Source organism: Acutalibacter intestini (assembly GCF_034334985.1).
GTDB lineage: Bacteria > Bacillota > Clostridia > Oscillospirales > Acutalibacteraceae > Acutalibacter > Acutalibacter intestini.
Window position 1 is genome coordinate 288,237 of the sequence record NZ_JAWXXL010000002.1, and the last position, 15,303, is coordinate 303,539.

Consider the following 15,303-nt stretch of genomic DNA (forward strand, 5'->3'; position numbering starts at 1 on the left):
AAAGGGCGCAGGGACCTATTTGCCATATCCCTGTTCCTCATTCCCCGCAATAAGACAGGTCGCAGATGCGCAGAACGCGCCGCTCCCAACCCTCAAACTCATCGAATCCCCCCACGGCCCCTGGCTTTCCGAAAATGCCGCAGTGGTCCATAACCTCCGGCGGCAGGCCCAGCCACAGAATGTTCCACACACTGAGCAGCCCTCCGTGGGACACCAGTACCACTGTGTCCTCTGGGCAGACTATGGCCTCCTCACACATTGACTCTAGCCGCTGGTACATCTCCCGCTTGGACTCCGCCCCGGGCAGGGGACGCTGGTCCACCAGCCAGCCTCTGTTTTGCTGGTGTTCCCGCTGCCACGCCTTACTTTTGCCTATAGATTCTGGCCCCCAGCAGCGCTCCCGCAGTTCCTGGCGGTACTCCACCACAACCCCCAGCTTCTTCGCCAAGGGAGCGGCCGTCTGAACAGCACGTTTCAAATCAGAGGAGAATATTTTCACTGATGTGTCCCGCAGCTCTTTGCCCAGCCTTTCGCCAATGCGCCGGGCCTGTTCCCGGCCCCATTCCGTCAGCTCCCAGTCGTTCCAACCGCCCATCATACCGCTGACATGATGCTGGGACTGGCAGTGCTGAATGGTGATAATCTGTTTCATCTAAAGCCCCTCCACAAACGCTTCCAGCAGCCGGTTCACTTCCTCTGGCACGTCCGTATTGGAGTTATGCCCCGCGCCCTTGAGCCACACCAGGCGGCGGTTTTCCCGCTTTTCCCACTCCCGGTTATAGCGCTTGGCCGAGCCCGCCCCGTCCTTTTCCCCGCAAAGCAGCAGCACCGGGCAGCCGGGCTCGTACCGCCTGTCCGCCTCCACCGCCTGGGCCAAAAGCCGAAAGCCGTGGTCTGCCAGCAGGCAGTACTCCTTGGGGGAAAAGCTCTCCATCATGGCCCCCATCACCTCCCGGCCATAGGGGGACCGGGCCGTGCCCTGGACTCCTACCATTTTCAGCAGCTTCCAGGGGAACAGACGGTACATCCAGTAGGTGTGTTTCAGCATGGCCAGCTCCCAGCCGGTATAGTACTCCCGCTTTAGGGGACAGGAGTCGATGGACACAAACCCCGCCGCCCGGCCCGGGTACAGCTCCATAAACATCTGAGAGACGTACCCGCCCAGAGACTGCCCCGCCAGCACAGGCCGCTCTATCCCCTCCCGGTCTAAAATCTCCCCCAGGTACCGGGCCATATCGTCCATAGAAAAATCCAGCCGGAAGGGCCGGGAATGCCCGTGGGCGGGGGCGTCCCACACCAGGCAGCCAAAGCGCCCGCCCAGTCCCTCCATCTGCTTATCAAACAGCCGGTGGTCCGCTGTAAGCCCCGGCAAAAAAACCAGCCAGGGCCTGTCCTTCTGTCCTGGGCTCACCCAGTAGTGGATCTCTCCGGAAGGGGTAGCGTACATTTTTTCTGTCATACTTTTTCCTCTCATAGTTGCTATAGTTTGTCGATTTCCGCCAGCAGCTCATCCAGCAGCCGGTCCTCGGGAACCTTGCGCAAAACTCGCCCCTTCTTAAACAGAAGGCCTTCTCCCTTGCCCCCGGCAATACCGATGTCTGCCTCTTTGGCCTCTCCGGGGCCATTTACCGCGCAGCCCATCACTGCCACGGTAATGTCCTTTTGGCAGGAAGCCAGGGCTGCTTCCACTTGGTTGGCCAGGGGAATCAAATGAATACGGGTACGCCCGCAGGTGGGGCAGGCAATCAGCCTGGGCCCCCGGCGCAGACCCAGGGCCCGGAGAATGTCCGTCCCAGCGGCAATCTCTTCTGTGGGCTCCGCTGCCAGAGACACTCGAAGCGTATCGCCAATGCCCTGCTCCAGCAAACCGCCGATGCCAATGGCGGACTTCACCAGACCCATGCGGGCGGTGCCCGCGTGGGTAATGCCCAGGTGCAGGGGATACTGGCACTGCCCGGCGGCCAGCCGGTAGGCCTCCATGGTATTCTCCACCGAAGAGGCCTTCATGGACAGCACAATGTCCCCGAAGTCGAACTGTTCCAGCAGCGAGGCGTGGTACAGGGCGCTCTCGCACAGGGCGGCGGGGGTGGGGTGGCCGTACTTGGCTAAAATATGCTTTTCCAGCGAGCCGTCGTTGACCCCTACCCGGATGGGGACGCCCCGGCTGGCGCAGGCCTTTGCCACCGCGCGGACCCGGTCGCCTCCACCGATGTTTCCAGGGTTAATGCGGATTTTGTCAATGCCGGCGGCGGCGGATTCCAGGGCCAGCTTATAGTCAAAGTGGATGTCCGCCACCACGGGAATGGTTACCGCCCCCTTGATGGCGGGGATCAGATTTTTCACCGCGTCCATGTCCGGGATGGCGATGCGCAGAATTTGACATCCAGCCTTTTCTAAAGCCACGGCCTGGGCTATACTGGCGGGGATGTCCGTAGACGGGGCGCTGAGCATGGACTGCACCGTAACAGCCGCACCCCCGCCAATTTTGACCCCACCCGCAATGACCTGTTTTGAAATTCTTCTCTTTCTCTGCATGGGATGATCGTCCTTTTTATGTATCTCTTTTTGACAAGGCTTTGCTCTTTACATTTCTGTTCCTACTACTTCACAACCATCGGCCTTCCGGCAACAGGCAGCGAAGAGGCTATCTCCCTCTTGAAGTGGAAGAAGTTGCCAAGCGGCGCGAAACCAGCAGCAGCTCCTTTGGGGCAACAGAGCCGGTATGTGGGGCAAGACAACCGCCTGCCCCTTTGCCTGAATCTGACATAGACCGCCCGTAATAAGGAGAAGCCGATGGCAATCTACACAGACAAAGTCTTTTTTGCCCTCTCCGCCCCTCTGTGACCAATCGTCACCCTGTGACAAATCGTCACCCTGTGACCAATCGTCACCCTGTGACGATACGGAAAATGTCATGGGCGGTAATCAGAATCATCAGGCCAATCAGCAAAATAAAGCCCGCTGCGTGCACATAGCCCTCGTACTTGGCCGGCACGGGCTTGTGGGTAACTCCCTCCCAGATCAAAAACAACAGGCGTCCGCCATCCAGAGCGGGCAGAGGAAGCAGATTTACAATGCCCAGGTTTACCGTGATCATAATGATCATCATCACAATATTGCTTACCGCCTGGCCAAAGCCCTGGCTAAGACCAGCCCCCGCCGCCTGAGAAATAGCCTGGGCCGTGCCCACCGGCCCCGCGACCTCGTTTAAACCAAAACGCCCAGTGACCAGGCCCTTCAGGCTCTCCACCACCATGCGCGCCATAGAGAAGGTGTCCGCCCCGGCCCGGCGCACCAGGCCCAAAAAGCTGCGCTGCTCTGGCTCCACATAAAATTCCAGGGCTACAGCGGTGGTCCCATCCTCCAGGGTCTGGGTGCCCATAGGGAAGCTGCCCAGGTCCACCCGCTGGCCCTCCCGCTCTACCACCATATTCACCCCTTCGGGGTCTGCCATAGCCATAGCAAAGCTAAGGTCCCTGCTGGTGTACACCGCGTAGCCATCTATCTCCACAATCCGGTCCCCCACCTGGGCCCCCGCTGCCTGGATATGAGAATTCTTTGTAAATTTCGAAAGAGTGGTGGTGGCAAAAACCTCTTCGGGAGCCAGTACCGCCAGCATAAGGACAAAGCCCAAAACAATATTAAACACGCCCCCCGCCGCCACAGTGAGGAAGCGCTTCCACACAGGTTTATTGCCAAAGGCCCGGCTATCGCCGCTCTCTTCGTCCTCGCCTTCCATGGCGCAGTATCCGCCAATGGGCAGCAGCCGCAGAGCATAGGTGGTCTCGCCCCTTTGGAAGGATAGCAGCTTTGGCCCCATGCCCAGGGCAAACTCATTTACCTTAATACCTCCGGCCTTGGCCAGCAGAAAATGGCCCAGCTCATGAAAAAAGATTACAAAGCCGAAGAGCAGCACCCCAATGATGATTAACAGCGCCACAGTAAGGATATGCAAATTCTCCACCCCTTCATATTATATAGATATAGCTCCAAATGATGGAAACAGACGCGGTCCAGGGGTACCGGGCCCCTTTTTCACCTTGCCACCCATTCAGCCGCGAAAGCCTTGGCCTCCTCCTCTGCCCGCAAAATGGCCTCCAGGCTGTCCGCTGGGGCGCTGGACTGCCGCCGGGTGGCCTCCCCCACCAGCCGGGGAATGTCCATAAAGCCCATCTCCCCCCGCAAAAAGGCAGCTACCGCCACCTCGTTGGCCGCGTTCATGGCCGCCGGAGCCAGCCCGCCCCGCTCTAAAGCCTCTAAAGCAATGGCCAGACAGGGAAAAGCGGTCAGGTCCGGCTGGTAAAAGCTTAGCTTCGCCACGTGGAACAGGTCCAGCTCCGCCGCCGGGCAGGGCAGCCGTTGGGGGTAGGTAAGGGCGTACTGGATGGGCAGTCGCATATCCGGCGCGCCCAACTGGGCAATCACGGAATGATCCACAAACTCCACCATGGAGTGGATGATACTTTCCCGGTGCACCACCACCTGGATCCGGCTGGCGGGTACGCCAAACAACCAGGCGGCCTCGATCACCTCCAGGCCTTTGTTCATCAACGTGGCGGAGTCAATGGTTACTTTGGCCCCCATATTCCAGTTGGGGTGGGCCAAGGCCTGTTGGGGCGTTACCGCGGCCAGTTGCTCTGGTTTTTGCCCAAAAAACGGCCCGCCCGAGGCGGTTAGCAAAATTTTTTTTACTGGCCCGCTGCCTTGCAGGCACTGAAAAATAGCGGAATGCTCGCTGTCCACCGGCAGAATGGCCACCCCTGCCTTTTGGGCCGCGGACATCACCAGCCCGCCCCCGGCCACCAGGGTCTCCTTATTGGCCAGGGCCACGGTCTTTTTGGCCGAGACCGCCGCCAGGGTGGGCTGTAGGCCTACCATACCCACCACCGCGTTCAGGGTGAGATCCGCCCCTGGCCAGGCGGCGGCTTCACAAAGGCCCTCCATGCCCTCCAGCACCGTGAGGGACAGGTCCCGGGTGCGCAGGCGAAAGTCCCGGGCAGCGGCTGGGTCAAACAGCGCGACAGCCCGAGGCCGAAACTCTCGGGCCTGGCGCTCCAGCAGCTCCCCATTGGAATGGGCGGCCAGCACAGCCACTTGAAACTCTTTGGGCTGGGCCCGGACCACCTCTAAGGCCTGGGTGCCGATGGAGCCGGTGGCCCCCAAAACAGACAGGGTTTTCATGGGGCAAAACGCTCCCCTTCCTTTTTAAAATTATGAGGCGAAGAGGGCGGATTTATTCCCCTTTGGGGGCCGCCTCTTCCCTATGCCCCAGCCAGAGGCAGAAACGTTACCAATAAATACACAAACGGGGCGGTAAATATGACGCTGTCGAACCGGTCCAGCACACCGCCGTGACCTGGGATCACCTGACCGAAGTCCTTGATATGACAGCTGCGTTTGATCAGGGAAAAGCTTAGGTCGCCCAGCATGGAAATGGGGGCGCCGAACAGCCCGATGAGCCCCAGGGCTAAATAGTTCACTTCCACCTGGCCCTGGTAAAATACCGCCGAAAACCACACCCCGCACAGCAGCATAACGGCCACGTCGGCCACCGCGCCGCCAACGGCCCCCTCCACTGTCTTTTTGGGGCTAATCTCTGGGCACAGCTTATGCCTGCCGAACAGGGTGCCCGCGAAAAAAGCCCCCACGTCCGCCACCCAAGCAGAGAGCACCGCGATGAGCACATAAAACATGCCATGCCCCCGGTTCAGCTCTCTCAGAGAGACCAGGGTGTTTAGGGCGCACGGGATAAGCACCACCATGCTGTATAGCACCGCCACCTCTTTAAAACTGGTTTCCCTGTGGTAGAGAATCATGGCGGAAAACACCAGCAGCGTGTAGGCACAGTAGACAAAAAACTGCATCTCATCCACACAAAAGGGCATCACAGCGGCCGCCAACATGGACGGCGCGAAAAGAAACCACTTGCGCTCCATTCCCAGCGCCTTGCCCACTTCCCATACGGCGGCCAAAGAGATCACGGCCACGGCAATATTTAGCGCCAAAGGAAAAATCTGGTTGAACACCACGACCGCTGCCAAAAACAGGGTCAGGACAGCGCCTGACAAAACCCGCTGTTTCATGATGGTAAATCCCGCCTTTCCTAGCTCATAGCTAGCGAAAATTGTGCTTTTCATTTTAGTTTCATGGGGAGCGGCCTCCGGCGGCTTCTTAAGAAACGCTTGGAAAAAACCCCTTTAAGACTCTTTAAAAGCTTTTACGCCGGAGCAGAAAACTTTCCGCTACACATTTCCAAACCTTCTCTGCCGGGAGCAGTAGATCTCCACGGCCCGGTCCAGATCCCGGGGCTGAAAATCCGGCCAGAGGATGTCGAAGAATACAAACTCCGCATAGGCCCCCTGCCACAACAGAAAATTTGATAAGCGCTGCTCGCCGCTGGGACGAATGATCAGGTCCACCGGGGGCTGTTCCGCTGTGTACAGGTACTGCTCAAACGCCGTCTCGGTCAGCTCTTCCGGCGCGGCCTCTCCCGCCTTTACCCTTTCGGCAAAGGCCCTGGCCGCCCGGACAATTTCCGCCCGGCCCCCATAGTTCATAGCCAGGTTCAGCACCATGCCGGTCTTTACGCCGCTGGCCTCTTCCACCTCTTTCATCAAGGCTTGTAGGTCCTGGGAAAAGCCGCTTCTGTCGCCGATGAACCGGACACGAATATTTTCCTCCATAAAGTCCCGCAGGGCCTCTTGCAGGTACTCCTTAAAAAGCCGCATTAGGGCCCCCACCTCTTCGGCAGGGCGGGACCAGTTTTCTGTGGAAAAGGTGTAAATGGTCAGGTATTGTATCCCTATCTTTGCGGCATACCGGGTAATGGTGCGGAAGTTCTGGGCGCCGGCCCGGTGGCCCATGGTGCGGGGCTGTAGGCGCTTTTTGGCCCAGCGGCCGTTTCCGTCCATGATGATGCCCACATGGGCAGGGGGGCTTAGCTTTTTATCTGGCATGGTTTCAAGACCTCGTCTCCTAAATTTCCAGGATCTCCTTCTCCTTGGCCGCCGCGCAGGCGTCTACACTTTTCACGAACTTATCCGTTAGGTCCTGGGTCTTTTTCTCCGCCTGCTTCAGGTCGTCCTCCGTGATCTCGCTCTTTTTTTTCATGTCCTTCAGCTTTTCAATGGCATCCCGGCGAATAGACCGCACCGCCACCTTGGCCTCTTCCGCCAGCTTGCTGGTCTCCTTCACCAGCTCCCGGCGGCGCTCCTCGTTCAGGGGCGGAAAAGCCAGGCGGATCATCTTTCCGTCGTTCTGGGGGTTCACCCCCAGATCCGAGGTCTGGATGGCCTTTTCAATGCCCCGCAGTACAGAGGCGTCCCAGGGCTGAATGGTGAGCACCCGAGCCTCGGTAACAGAGACCGCTGCCAACTGGTTGATGGGCGTGGGGGTATCATAGTAGTTGACCATAATTTTATCCAGCACCGCGGGATTGGCCCGGCCGGCGCGAATGGCCGCATATTCTTCCTTCAGGTGGTCAATGGCCTTATTCATTTTGGACTCTGCTTTTTGAAAGACGTCTTTCATTTCCGCCATGATAATATTCCTTTCTAAAATAGATGAAAATCATAGTTTCTTTTTGATCGTAATATCGTACTGTTTTATTGGAGACCTACCGGGGCTTGGGTGGCGGCAGGCCTCTGTCCCGGCGGTGTTTCGCCGGTGAAAGAAAGGCATTGCTCTTGGTTCGGCACTGGCCGCGCCGGCACCGTCCCATATTTGGCACCGCCAGACACCCCGCCCAAGGGCGGGGCCCCGCGCTGGCTTTGGCCACCGCTTCGCACCTTCACCGGGCAGCGCATCCCTGCTTTCGTCCTCTTCTTGTCACACAATCAGCGTGCCCACGGGCTCGCCGCTCACTGCCCGCACAATGTTCTGGGGGTCCGCCATGCTGAACACCAGAAAGGGAATGCCCCGGTCCTTGCAGAAGGAAGCCGCCGTCATGTCCATTACCGCCAGGTTCCGGTTCAGCACCTCCATAAAGGTTAACTGGTCGTAGCGCTTTGCATGGGGGTTCTTCTTGGGGTCGCTGTCGTACACTCCATCTACCATAGTGGCCTTTAAGATCACGTCCGCGTCAATCTCCGCCGCCCGCAGGGCAGCGCCCGTATCCGTAGAAAAGAAGGGGTTGCCTGTGCCGCAGCCGAACACCACCACCCGGCCCTTTTCCAAGTGGCGCACCGCCCGGTTGCGGATATAGGGCTCGGCTACCTCCTGCATAGCAATGGCGGTCTGCACCCGCACATCCAGGCCCAGCTGCTCCAGGCCGTCGGCCACGCCCAGGGCATTCATCACTGTGGCCAGCATCCCAATGTGGTCGGCCCGGGTGCGGTCCATGTTCCCGCTGCTGCGGCCCCGCCAGAAGTTTCCCCCACCCACTACAATGGCCACCTGAGCGCCCATTTCCGCAATCTGCCGGACTGGGCGGCAGATCTCCACCACGGTGTCAAAGTCGATGCCGTGCCCAGCCTGTCCGGCCAGGGCCTCTCCGCTCAGCTTTAGCAGCACACGTTTGTATTTCAGCGACATTGTTACCACGCTCCGTTCCGCCGCTCCAGCCGGGAGCCAGAGGGCTTTGCTATATAATTCCATGCTCATTGTACATGAAAATCATGGGTTTGTAAAGCCCAAATAAATCACGTTGCGTGCCCGCCGGGCGCATCACCTAAAATATTGCCAAATTCCGGTTGCTTTTTCGTCCGGCTTGCGCTATAATTGTTAATAGACACCGGCCCGCCGCCCTGCTGCTGGGCCCGGAAATTTCAAAACGGAGGGAATCGTCAATGTTAGTTTCCGCAAAAGAAATGCTTACAAAGGCTAAGGCCGGCAAATATGCTGTGGGCCAGTTCAACATCAACAACCTGGAGTGGACAAAGGCCATTCTGCTGACCGCCCAGGAGAACAGCTCCCCTGTCATCCTCGGCGTGTCCGAGGGCGCGGGCAAGTATATGTGCGGCTTCAACACCGTGGCCGCTATGGTAAAAGCCATGATCGACACCCTGGGCATCACCGTGCCCGTGGCCCTGCACCTGGACCACGGCAGCTATGACGGGGCCATGAAAGCCATCGATGCCGGCTTTTCCTCCGTCATGTTCGACGGTTCCCACTATGCCATTGACGAGAACATTGAGAAAACCAAAGAGATCATCCGCATTGCCGGCGAAAAAGGCATTTCGGTAGAGGCCGAGGTGGGCGCCATTGGCGGCGAAGAGGACGGCGTTGTGGGCGGCGGCGAAGTGGCCGACCCCGATGAGTGCAAGATGATTGCCGACCTGGGCGTGACCATGCTGGCCGCGGGCATTGGCAACATCCATGGCGTCTACCCCGAAAACTGGCAGGGCCTGAACTTTGAGGTGCTGGAGAAGATTCAGGAGAAAACCGGTACCATGCCCCTGGTGCTGCACGGCGGCACGGGCATTCCCGAGGAGATGGTGAAAAAGGCCATCAGCCTGGGCGTCTCCAAAGTGAACGTAAACACCGAGTGCCAGCTAAGCTTTGCCGCAGCCACCCGCCAGTACATTGAGGCCGGCAAGGACCGGCAGGGCAAGGGCTTTGACCCCCGCAAGCTGCTGGCCCCAGGCTTTGAGGCCATCAAGGCTACCGTGAAGGAAAAGATGGAGCTATTCGGCTCTGTAGGCAAAGCCTAAAAAATCTCATAAAGTCCCCCCAAAGCGCCGCGGGTTTTTCAACCCAGCGGCGTTTTTATATAGGAGCTGGCAAAACGTAAGGGTACAAAATTTTCCGGCAATAAAAAACCCCTTGACAAATACCCCCCACGGGTATATAATCAAGATACCCCCTCCGGGTATTATGGGACCTTTTGTCTCCCTTACCGGCAGGGAATCACATCCATTGGGAGGCTCCTATGTGCCAAGAATGCGACTGCCAAAAGAAAGAGCGCTCTACAGAAGAATACCGGCGGCTGGTCAACCGGCTGAGCCGTATTGAGGGCCAGGTCCGGGGCATTCGGGGAATGCTGGAAAAGGACGCCTATTGCATTGATATTCTAGCCCAAGTGGCCGCGGTCAACGCAGCCCTAAACGCTTTTTCCCGAGAACTGCTGGCCCAGCACCTGTGCACCTGCGTGGCCGACGACCTGCGCCAGGGCAGCGAGGATAAGGTGGAAGAGCTGGCCGCAGCCCTGCAAAAACTGCTGAAATAGGATTTGCTTGTTTAAAGCTTCCTGGCCGGAGAGCGCTGTACTTTGTTTTGGGCACGCCTTTGTGTCCTTTTGGCCCTTGCTTTTAAGGCGGCTTATAGCTTCCGCTTATACATTACGCAGCCCTTTTAGGGCAAGATCTTCGGTCGCTGGCATACACCGCTAGGGGAACCATCCCCTGTCTCTCCTTCTATCTGCTGTTTTTTGCTCTTCCTTAATTCTTTGGAGGTGTTTCCATGAAACAATATTCCGTTACCGGCATGACCTGCGCCGCGTGCAGTGCCCGGGTAGAAAAGGCTGTTTCTAGCGTTCCCGGAGTCTCCAGCTGTTCCGTCAGCCTCCTCACCAACTCTATGGGCGTGGAGGGCGCCGCAGACCCCGCCCAGGTGGTGGCCGCTGTAGAAGCCGCTGGCTACGGTGCGGCGGAAAAGGGCGCCGCAGCCCAACCTCAACAAAAAAATGAGTCCCTGGAGGATAAGGAGACCCCCCGGCTGAAAAAGCGCCTGCTGTGGTCTCTGGGTTTCCTTCTAGTACTCATGTACTTTTCCATGGGCCACATGATGTGGGGATGGCCCCTGCCCCCCGCCCTTTCCCACAACCACGTGGCCTTGGGGCTCATTCAGCTTTTGCTGACAGGCATGATTATGGTAATCAACCAGCGGTTTTTTATTAGCGGCTTCAAAAGCCTCTGGCATCGATCCCCCAACATGGACACCCTGGTGGCCATGGGCGCGGCGGCGGCTTTTATCTACAGCACCTATGCCCTCTTTGCCATGACCTTTGCCCAGACGGGCCAGGAGGCCATGGACTGGATGATGGAGCTGTATTTTGAGTCAGCCGGAATGATTTTGGCCCTGATCACCCTGGGCAAAATGCTGGAGGCAAAAAGCAAAGGCCGCACCACCGACGCCCTGAAGAGCCTGATGAGCCTGGCCCCCAAAACCGCCTCTTTGGTACGAGAGGACGGCAGCGAGGGCCAGGTGCCCGTGGAGCAGGTGCAGGCCGGGGACATCTTTGCGGTACGCCCTGGAGAAAGTGTGCCTGTGGACGGCGTGGTACTGGAGGGAACCAGCGCCCTGGACGAATCCGCCCTAACCGGGGAGAGCCTGCCTGTGGACAAAGCCCCTGGCGACCCTGTCTCCGCCGCTACCATCAATCGCTCCGGCTACCTGCGCTGCCGGGCCAGCCGGGTGGGCCAGGACACCACCCTGTCCCAGATTATCCAGATGGTCAGCGACGCGGCAGCCACCAAGGCCCCTATTGCAAAGGTGGCTGATAAGGTCTCTGGCGTGTTCGTGCCCGCGGTGATCGCCGTAGCGGCCGTTACCACTCTGGTGTGGCTGTTTTTGGGCCAAGGGGTAGGTTTTGCCCTAGCTAGGGGCATCTCGGTTTTGGTGATCAGCTGCCCCTGCGCCCTGGGCCTGGCCACACCGGTGGCTATTATGGTGGGCAGCGGTCTGGGGGCTAAAAACGGCATTCTCTTCAAAACTGCTGTTTCCCTGGAAGCCGCTGGGCGCACACAAATTGTGGTGCTAGATAAAACCGGCACCATTACCAGCGGCCGGCCTGCCGTAACAGATATTGTACCCGTTCCCGGCATGGAGGAAGAGGCCCTGCTGTGCGCCGCCGCCAGCCTGGAGGAGCCCTCTGAACACCCCCTGGCCTCCGCCATTGTGGAAGAGGCCAAAAGGCGGCAGCTGCCCGTGACCCAGGCGGCAGCGTTCCAGGCAGTGCACGGTCGGGGTGTGCAAGGAGAGATGGGCGGCCAGGTCTTTTTGGGGGGCAACCAAGCCATGATGGAGGAGGCCGGCGTGGACCTAAGCGGTCTGGCCCCCCAGGCCCAGGCCCTTTCGGCAGAAGGGAAAACCCCCATGTTCTTTGCCGCCGCTGGGCGGGCTTTGGGGCTTATCGCTGTGGCAGATCCTATAAAGGAGGACAGCCCAGAGGCCATTCGCCAGCTGCAAGCCATGGGGATGCGGGTGGTCATGCTTACCGGGGACAATGTCCGTACCGCCCAGGCCATTGGTAAGCAGGCAGGGGTGGACCAGGTCATTGCCGGAGTACTGCCCGACGGCAAAGAGGCCGTAGTCCGCGGACTGAAGGAACAGGGCAAGGTGGCCATGGTGGGAGATGGGATCAACGACGCCCCGGCCCTGACCCGGGCAGACCTGGGCATCGCCATTGGCGCGGGCACGGACGTGGCCATAGACGCGGCAGATGTGGTTCTGATGAAGAGCCGCCTGCTGGACGTTCCCGCCGCCATCCGCCTGAGCCGGGCCGCTCTGCGGAACATCCACCAAAACCTGTTCTGGGCCTTTTTTTACAACACCGTGGGCATTCCCCTGGCAATGGGGCTGTTCATCCCCTTTGGCCTAACTCTAAACCCCATGTTTGGAGCGGCGGCCATGAGCCTTTCCAGCTTCTGCGTGGTAAGCAACGCCCTGCGGCTGAACTGGTTTAAGCTGTACGACGGGCGGCGAGACCACAAAGGGGCCCAGCGCTCTTATCATTATAATAGTATAGACCAGGCCCCCGGTCATTCCATCCAGAAAGACAGCCAGGAAAATTCTATCATTTTAAAGGAGGATCACACAATGACAAAGACCCTGAAGATTGAAGGTATGATGTGCGGCCACTGTGAGGCCCGGGTGAAGAAGGCCCTGGAGGCCCTGCCCCAGGTGGAAAGCGCCCAGGTCAGCCACGAAACCGGCACCGCGGCGGTAACCCTGAACGACAGCCTGGAGGACAGCGCCCTGAAAGAGGCCGTGGAGGCCCAGGACTACACAGTACTAGGCATAGAATAAAGCAAACAGCCCCCAGGCAAAGCGCCCGGGGGCTGTTCTATTTTATGGAATCCCTCTTTTAGCGCCCACCTGGGCAGCCGCCACAGCCGCCCTCGTTCACGTCCCCCACCCGAGGCGGGAAAAACTCGCTGGTGGGAAAATCGATGCGCCGGAACAGCTCGCAGGGATTGTCTGTGGTGGTCACACACTCTTTCTCTGGCACACAAAAGTCGTAGGCGGGAATCAGCATCTGCACACTGCGCACGATCTGCACAATGGTGAACAGGCCAATGGTTACGTACACATTGTTCCGCTGGGGCGCGGAATCAAATTCTCCCCCGTAGCGCTGGCAAATACTCTCGGGGATGCGGCAATAGGGCTCGTTGCGGCAGGAGCAGTCGCACAGTTTGGCCGAAAGGGCCACCGGCTCGGCCACCTGCACCGTGGCTTTGGGCAGGGAACGGGCGTCGTCAATGGGTTCGGGCTCCTCAGCGCACTGGGTAGAAGAAAAAATCTTCACGTTGCCCTCACTGCCGTATAGCACCACCTTTTTGTTAAACACAGCCACACCGCTGACCGGCGCCGGGCAGGCAGCCGGCCCCCCAAAGAGCTCTACGGTGACGTCAAAGAAAAATGTCATGTTTACCGAATAAAAGCCCTTATTAAACGGGATGGGCTGTAGGTCGGTATAGACCGTAATCACCGAAACGTCCTTGATGCGCACATTGGTTGCGGCGTCGATCATGGGCTGGCGGGCCGCAGGAAACAGGACCCGAAGGTCTTCGAGACAGTCCTTGGCACTACAGGAATCATAGATTCTCATAGCCTCAATACACACAGCCTCTTTAAAGCAATCCCGGCTCTCGAACTCGGGCAGGCTTTCGTTATCCGGCATAGTATCTCCTCCTTTTGGGGTGATTTCCCCTGGTTCTTATTGCTATAATATGTGGCTGCGGGGGATTTGTGCGTAGCCGCCGCTTGACACCGCCTGTCCCCCATGGTATATTCAAGGCAGAGAATTGTTTTTCTTGACAATATTAGTTCTATATGGTACTATGTTTAGGAGGTGAGCCTCATCGAAACCAGAACCGGGTTTCTCATTTCGCAGGTCAAGCGGCTACAAGACCGGGTTTTTCAGCGGCTTTTAGCCCGGAGCGGCGTGTCCGAGTTTAGCGGCCCCCAGGGGCCGATTCTCTATGTACTTTGGCAGCAGGACGCTGTGCCCATCTCTACCCTGGTGCAAAAAACCGGGCTGGCAAAAAACACCTTAACGACCATGCTGGGACATATGGAAAGCGCCGGGCTCATCACCCGCCGCCCCTCCCCCAACGACCGGCGGCAGGTACTGGTTTTTGTAACCCCCAGGGCCCGGGGGCTGCAAGAGACCTATGACCAGCTCTCTCAAGAGATGAACCGGCTATTTTACCAGGGCATGACCCAAGAAGACGCCGCCCTGCTGGACGGTCTCTTAGACCAGGTTTTGGCCAATCTGGAGACCTGCGAAACAGAGCTCCGGCAGCAAAAGATGAAAGGTGATTCGCATGGCAAAAATAAACGGCTCCCTGGGCAATGATTTCTGCCCCCAGGCCCTGTTCCTCTATGGCAACTACGAAGAAAACGGCACGCCCCATTTTGGGCTGTTCTGCTGGTTTAGCTACTGCTGGCTGGGAGAGGGCAACGGCAAACTGGGGACAATGGCCTGCATTGGCGAAGAAAAAACTACCAAGGACCTGATCCGCAAAACCGGCGTGTTCTCCGCCAACCTGGTTACAGAGCCCCTATTACCCTTGGCCGATTACTACGGCTGCACCAGCGGCCGGGATGTGCCCGAAAAAATGACACACCTGCCCACCGTGGAGCCCGGCCGGGTGCTAAAAGTACCCACTATTGTGGAAAGTCCCGTATCCTTTGAGTTAAGGGTGCTAAAGGAAGAGTCCCTGGCCAGAGGGCGTCTGGGAGACAATGGCCAAGAGGCAAACAGCACGCTTTTTTTGTGCGAGATAGCCAACGTGCTAATAGACCAGCGGCTGACAGACAAGGCCTTGCCCTTTATAGACCGGCTGCGGCTGGCCGCGCCTGTGGTCGCCCCAGGAGAAGAGCGGTATATGAACCTCTTTGGCCAGGACCTGGGTGGTTGGGGCCAGCTGGGAAGCCCGTATCAGAAAAAATAGAGTAAAACCAAACGCCCCCGGCGGGATTTTCCTCCTGCCGGGGACGTTTGTTTATATATTGCATTACATCCTTATTTTAGCTTGCTTTTGATTCATTATAAGAAAAATAATTCTTTTGTTGATTTTTACCAATAAATGGTATATAATAAATTTGTACTCAGGGTGGATTCACAGCATGCCCATGAAG

The 15,303-nt window shown here is 58.2% G+C and carries 15 protein-coding genes; 5 read left to right on the forward strand and 10 right to left on the reverse strand.

The window, feature by feature from the left end; translation table 11 throughout:
- Window positions 1-37 precede the first annotated feature (37 nt).
- From U8U68_RS03925 to pyrH, 9 genes are all read right to left on the reverse strand, one after another.
- The gene (locus U8U68_RS03925) at window positions 38-652 is read right to left on the reverse strand and encodes a histidine phosphatase family protein (protein WP_322199540.1); all 615 of its coding nucleotides are present in this window, start codon (window positions 650-652) and stop codon (window positions 38-40) included.
- Window positions 653-1,459 (reverse strand): alpha/beta fold hydrolase, encoded by an 807-nt coding sequence (locus tag U8U68_RS03930; protein ID WP_322199541.1) that lies wholly within the window; start codon window positions 1,457-1,459, stop codon window positions 653-655. It lies immediately after the preceding gene.
- Window positions 1,460-1,479: 20 nt separating this feature from the next.
- The gene (ispG, locus tag U8U68_RS03935) at window positions 1,480-2,535 is read right to left on the reverse strand and encodes a flavodoxin-dependent (E)-4-hydroxy-3-methylbut-2-enyl-diphosphate synthase (protein WP_322199542.1); all 1,056 of its coding nucleotides are present in this window, start codon (window positions 2,533-2,535) and stop codon (window positions 1,480-1,482) included.
- Between the two features lie 352 nt (window positions 2,536-2,887).
- On the reverse strand, window positions 2,888-3,955 hold the full coding sequence (locus tag U8U68_RS03940) for a M50 family metallopeptidase (protein WP_322199543.1): 1,068 nt from the start codon (window positions 3,953-3,955) through the stop codon (window positions 2,888-2,890).
- 80 nt (window positions 3,956-4,035) lie between these two features.
- A complete protein-coding gene (locus U8U68_RS03945) occupies window positions 4,036-5,181 on the reverse strand; it encodes a 1-deoxy-D-xylulose-5-phosphate reductoisomerase (RefSeq protein WP_322199544.1) in 1,146 nt (381 codons plus the stop codon).
- Between the two features lie 80 nt (window positions 5,182-5,261).
- Window positions 5,262-6,083: a phosphatidate cytidylyltransferase gene (locus tag U8U68_RS03950; RefSeq protein WP_322199545.1), complete on the reverse strand. Its 822-nt coding sequence runs from the start codon at window positions 6,081-6,083 to the stop codon at window positions 5,262-5,264.
- Between the two features lie 159 nt (window positions 6,084-6,242).
- The gene (uppS, locus tag U8U68_RS03955) at window positions 6,243-6,956 is read right to left on the reverse strand and encodes an undecaprenyl pyrophosphate synthase (protein WP_322199546.1); all 714 of its coding nucleotides are present in this window, start codon (window positions 6,954-6,956) and stop codon (window positions 6,243-6,245) included.
- Window positions 6,957-6,975: 19 nt separating this feature from the next.
- Window positions 6,976-7,530 carry a ribosome recycling factor gene (gene frr, locus U8U68_RS03960; RefSeq protein WP_322199639.1) on the reverse strand — a complete coding sequence of 185 codons (555 nt, stop codon included), beginning with the start codon at window positions 7,528-7,530 and terminating at the stop codon, window positions 6,976-6,978.
- Between the two features lie 297 nt (window positions 7,531-7,827).
- Window positions 7,828-8,532, reverse strand: a complete 705-nt coding sequence (gene pyrH / locus U8U68_RS03965; RefSeq protein WP_322199640.1) for a UMP kinase — start codon at window positions 8,530-8,532, stop codon at window positions 7,828-7,830.
- Between the two features lie 254 nt (window positions 8,533-8,786).
- Between pyrH and fba the strand changes: the two genes are divergently transcribed.
- The 3 genes from fba (at window position 8,787) to U8U68_RS03980 (ending at window position 12,966) form a co-directional block, all read left to right on the forward strand.
- Window positions 8,787-9,650 carry a class II fructose-1,6-bisphosphate aldolase gene (fba, locus tag U8U68_RS03970; RefSeq protein ID WP_322199547.1) on the forward strand — a complete coding sequence of 288 codons (864 nt, stop codon included), beginning with the start codon at window positions 8,787-8,789 and terminating at the stop codon, window positions 9,648-9,650.
- 218 nt (window positions 9,651-9,868) lie between these two features.
- Window positions 9,869-10,165 carry a metal-sensing transcriptional repressor gene (locus U8U68_RS03975; protein ID WP_322199548.1) on the forward strand — a complete coding sequence of 99 codons (297 nt, stop codon included), beginning with the start codon at window positions 9,869-9,871 and terminating at the stop codon, window positions 10,163-10,165.
- A 233-nt stretch (window positions 10,166-10,398) separates the two neighbouring features.
- Window positions 10,399-12,966 carry a heavy metal translocating P-type ATPase gene (locus U8U68_RS03980; protein ID WP_322199549.1) on the forward strand — a complete coding sequence of 856 codons (2,568 nt, stop codon included), beginning with the start codon at window positions 10,399-10,401 and terminating at the stop codon, window positions 12,964-12,966.
- A 58-nt stretch (window positions 12,967-13,024) separates the two neighbouring features.
- Here U8U68_RS03980 and U8U68_RS03985 read toward each other — a convergent pair whose 3' ends face one another.
- Window positions 13,025-13,840, reverse strand: coding sequence for a hypothetical protein (locus U8U68_RS03985; RefSeq protein WP_322199550.1), 816 nt, complete (start codon window positions 13,838-13,840; stop codon window positions 13,025-13,027).
- A gap of 171 nt (window positions 13,841-14,011) precedes the next feature.
- Between U8U68_RS03985 and U8U68_RS03990 the strand changes: the two genes are divergently transcribed.
- Both U8U68_RS03990 and U8U68_RS03995 read left to right on the forward strand, forming a co-directional pair.
- Window positions 14,012-14,518: a MarR family winged helix-turn-helix transcriptional regulator gene (locus U8U68_RS03990; RefSeq protein WP_322199551.1), complete on the forward strand. Its 507-nt coding sequence runs from the start codon at window positions 14,012-14,014 to the stop codon at window positions 14,516-14,518.
- Window positions 14,487-15,116, forward strand: coding sequence for a flavin reductase family protein (locus tag U8U68_RS03995; RefSeq protein ID WP_322199552.1), 630 nt, complete (start codon window positions 14,487-14,489; stop codon window positions 15,114-15,116). Before U8U68_RS03990 ends, U8U68_RS03995 begins: the two co-directional genes overlap by 32 nt.
- Window positions 15,117-15,303: the final 187 nt, after the last annotated feature.

Excerpts from the sequence above, each read along its gene's own strand:
- U8U68_RS03950 (WP_322199545.1), bottom strand. The coding sequence starts at position 6,083 with ATGAAACAGCGGGTTTTGTCAGGCGCTGTCCTGACCCTGTTTTTGGCA.
- U8U68_RS03995 (WP_322199552.1), top strand. The coding sequence starts at position 14,487 with ATGGCAAAAATAAACGGCTCCCTGGGCAATGATTTCTGCCCCCAGGCC.
- U8U68_RS03945 (WP_322199544.1), bottom strand. The coding sequence starts at position 5,181 with ATGAAAACCCTGTCTGTTTTGGGGGCCACCGGCTCCATCGGCACCCAG.
- U8U68_RS03980 (WP_322199549.1), top strand. The coding sequence starts at position 10,399 with ATGAAACAATATTCCGTTACCGGCATGACCTGCGCCGCGTGCAGTGCC.
- U8U68_RS03975 (WP_322199548.1), top strand. The coding sequence starts at position 9,869 with ATGTGCCAAGAATGCGACTGCCAAAAGAAAGAGCGCTCTACAGAAGAA.
- fba (WP_322199547.1), top strand. The coding sequence starts at position 8,787 with ATGTTAGTTTCCGCAAAAGAAATGCTTACAAAGGCTAAGGCCGGCAAA.
- ispG (WP_322199542.1), bottom strand. The coding sequence starts at position 2,535 with ATGCAGAGAAAGAGAAGAATTTCAAAACAGGTCATTGCGGGTGGGGTC.
- U8U68_RS03925 (WP_322199540.1), bottom strand. The coding sequence starts at position 652 with ATGAAACAGATTATCACCATTCAGCACTGCCAGTCCCAGCATCATGTC.
- pyrH (WP_322199640.1), bottom strand. The coding sequence starts at position 8,532 with ATGTCGCTGAAATACAAACGTGTGCTGCTAAAGCTGAGCGGAGAGGCC.
- frr (WP_322199639.1), bottom strand. The coding sequence starts at position 7,530 with ATGAAAGACGTCTTTCAAAAAGCAGAGTCCAAAATGAATAAGGCCATT.
- U8U68_RS03985 (WP_322199550.1), bottom strand. The coding sequence starts at position 13,840 with ATGCCGGATAACGAAAGCCTGCCCGAGTTCGAGAGCCGGGATTGCTTT.
- U8U68_RS03930 (WP_322199541.1), bottom strand. The coding sequence starts at position 1,459 with ATGACAGAAAAAATGTACGCTACCCCTTCCGGAGAGATCCACTACTGG.
- uppS (WP_322199546.1), bottom strand. The coding sequence starts at position 6,956 with ATGCCAGATAAAAAGCTAAGCCCCCCTGCCCATGTGGGCATCATCATG.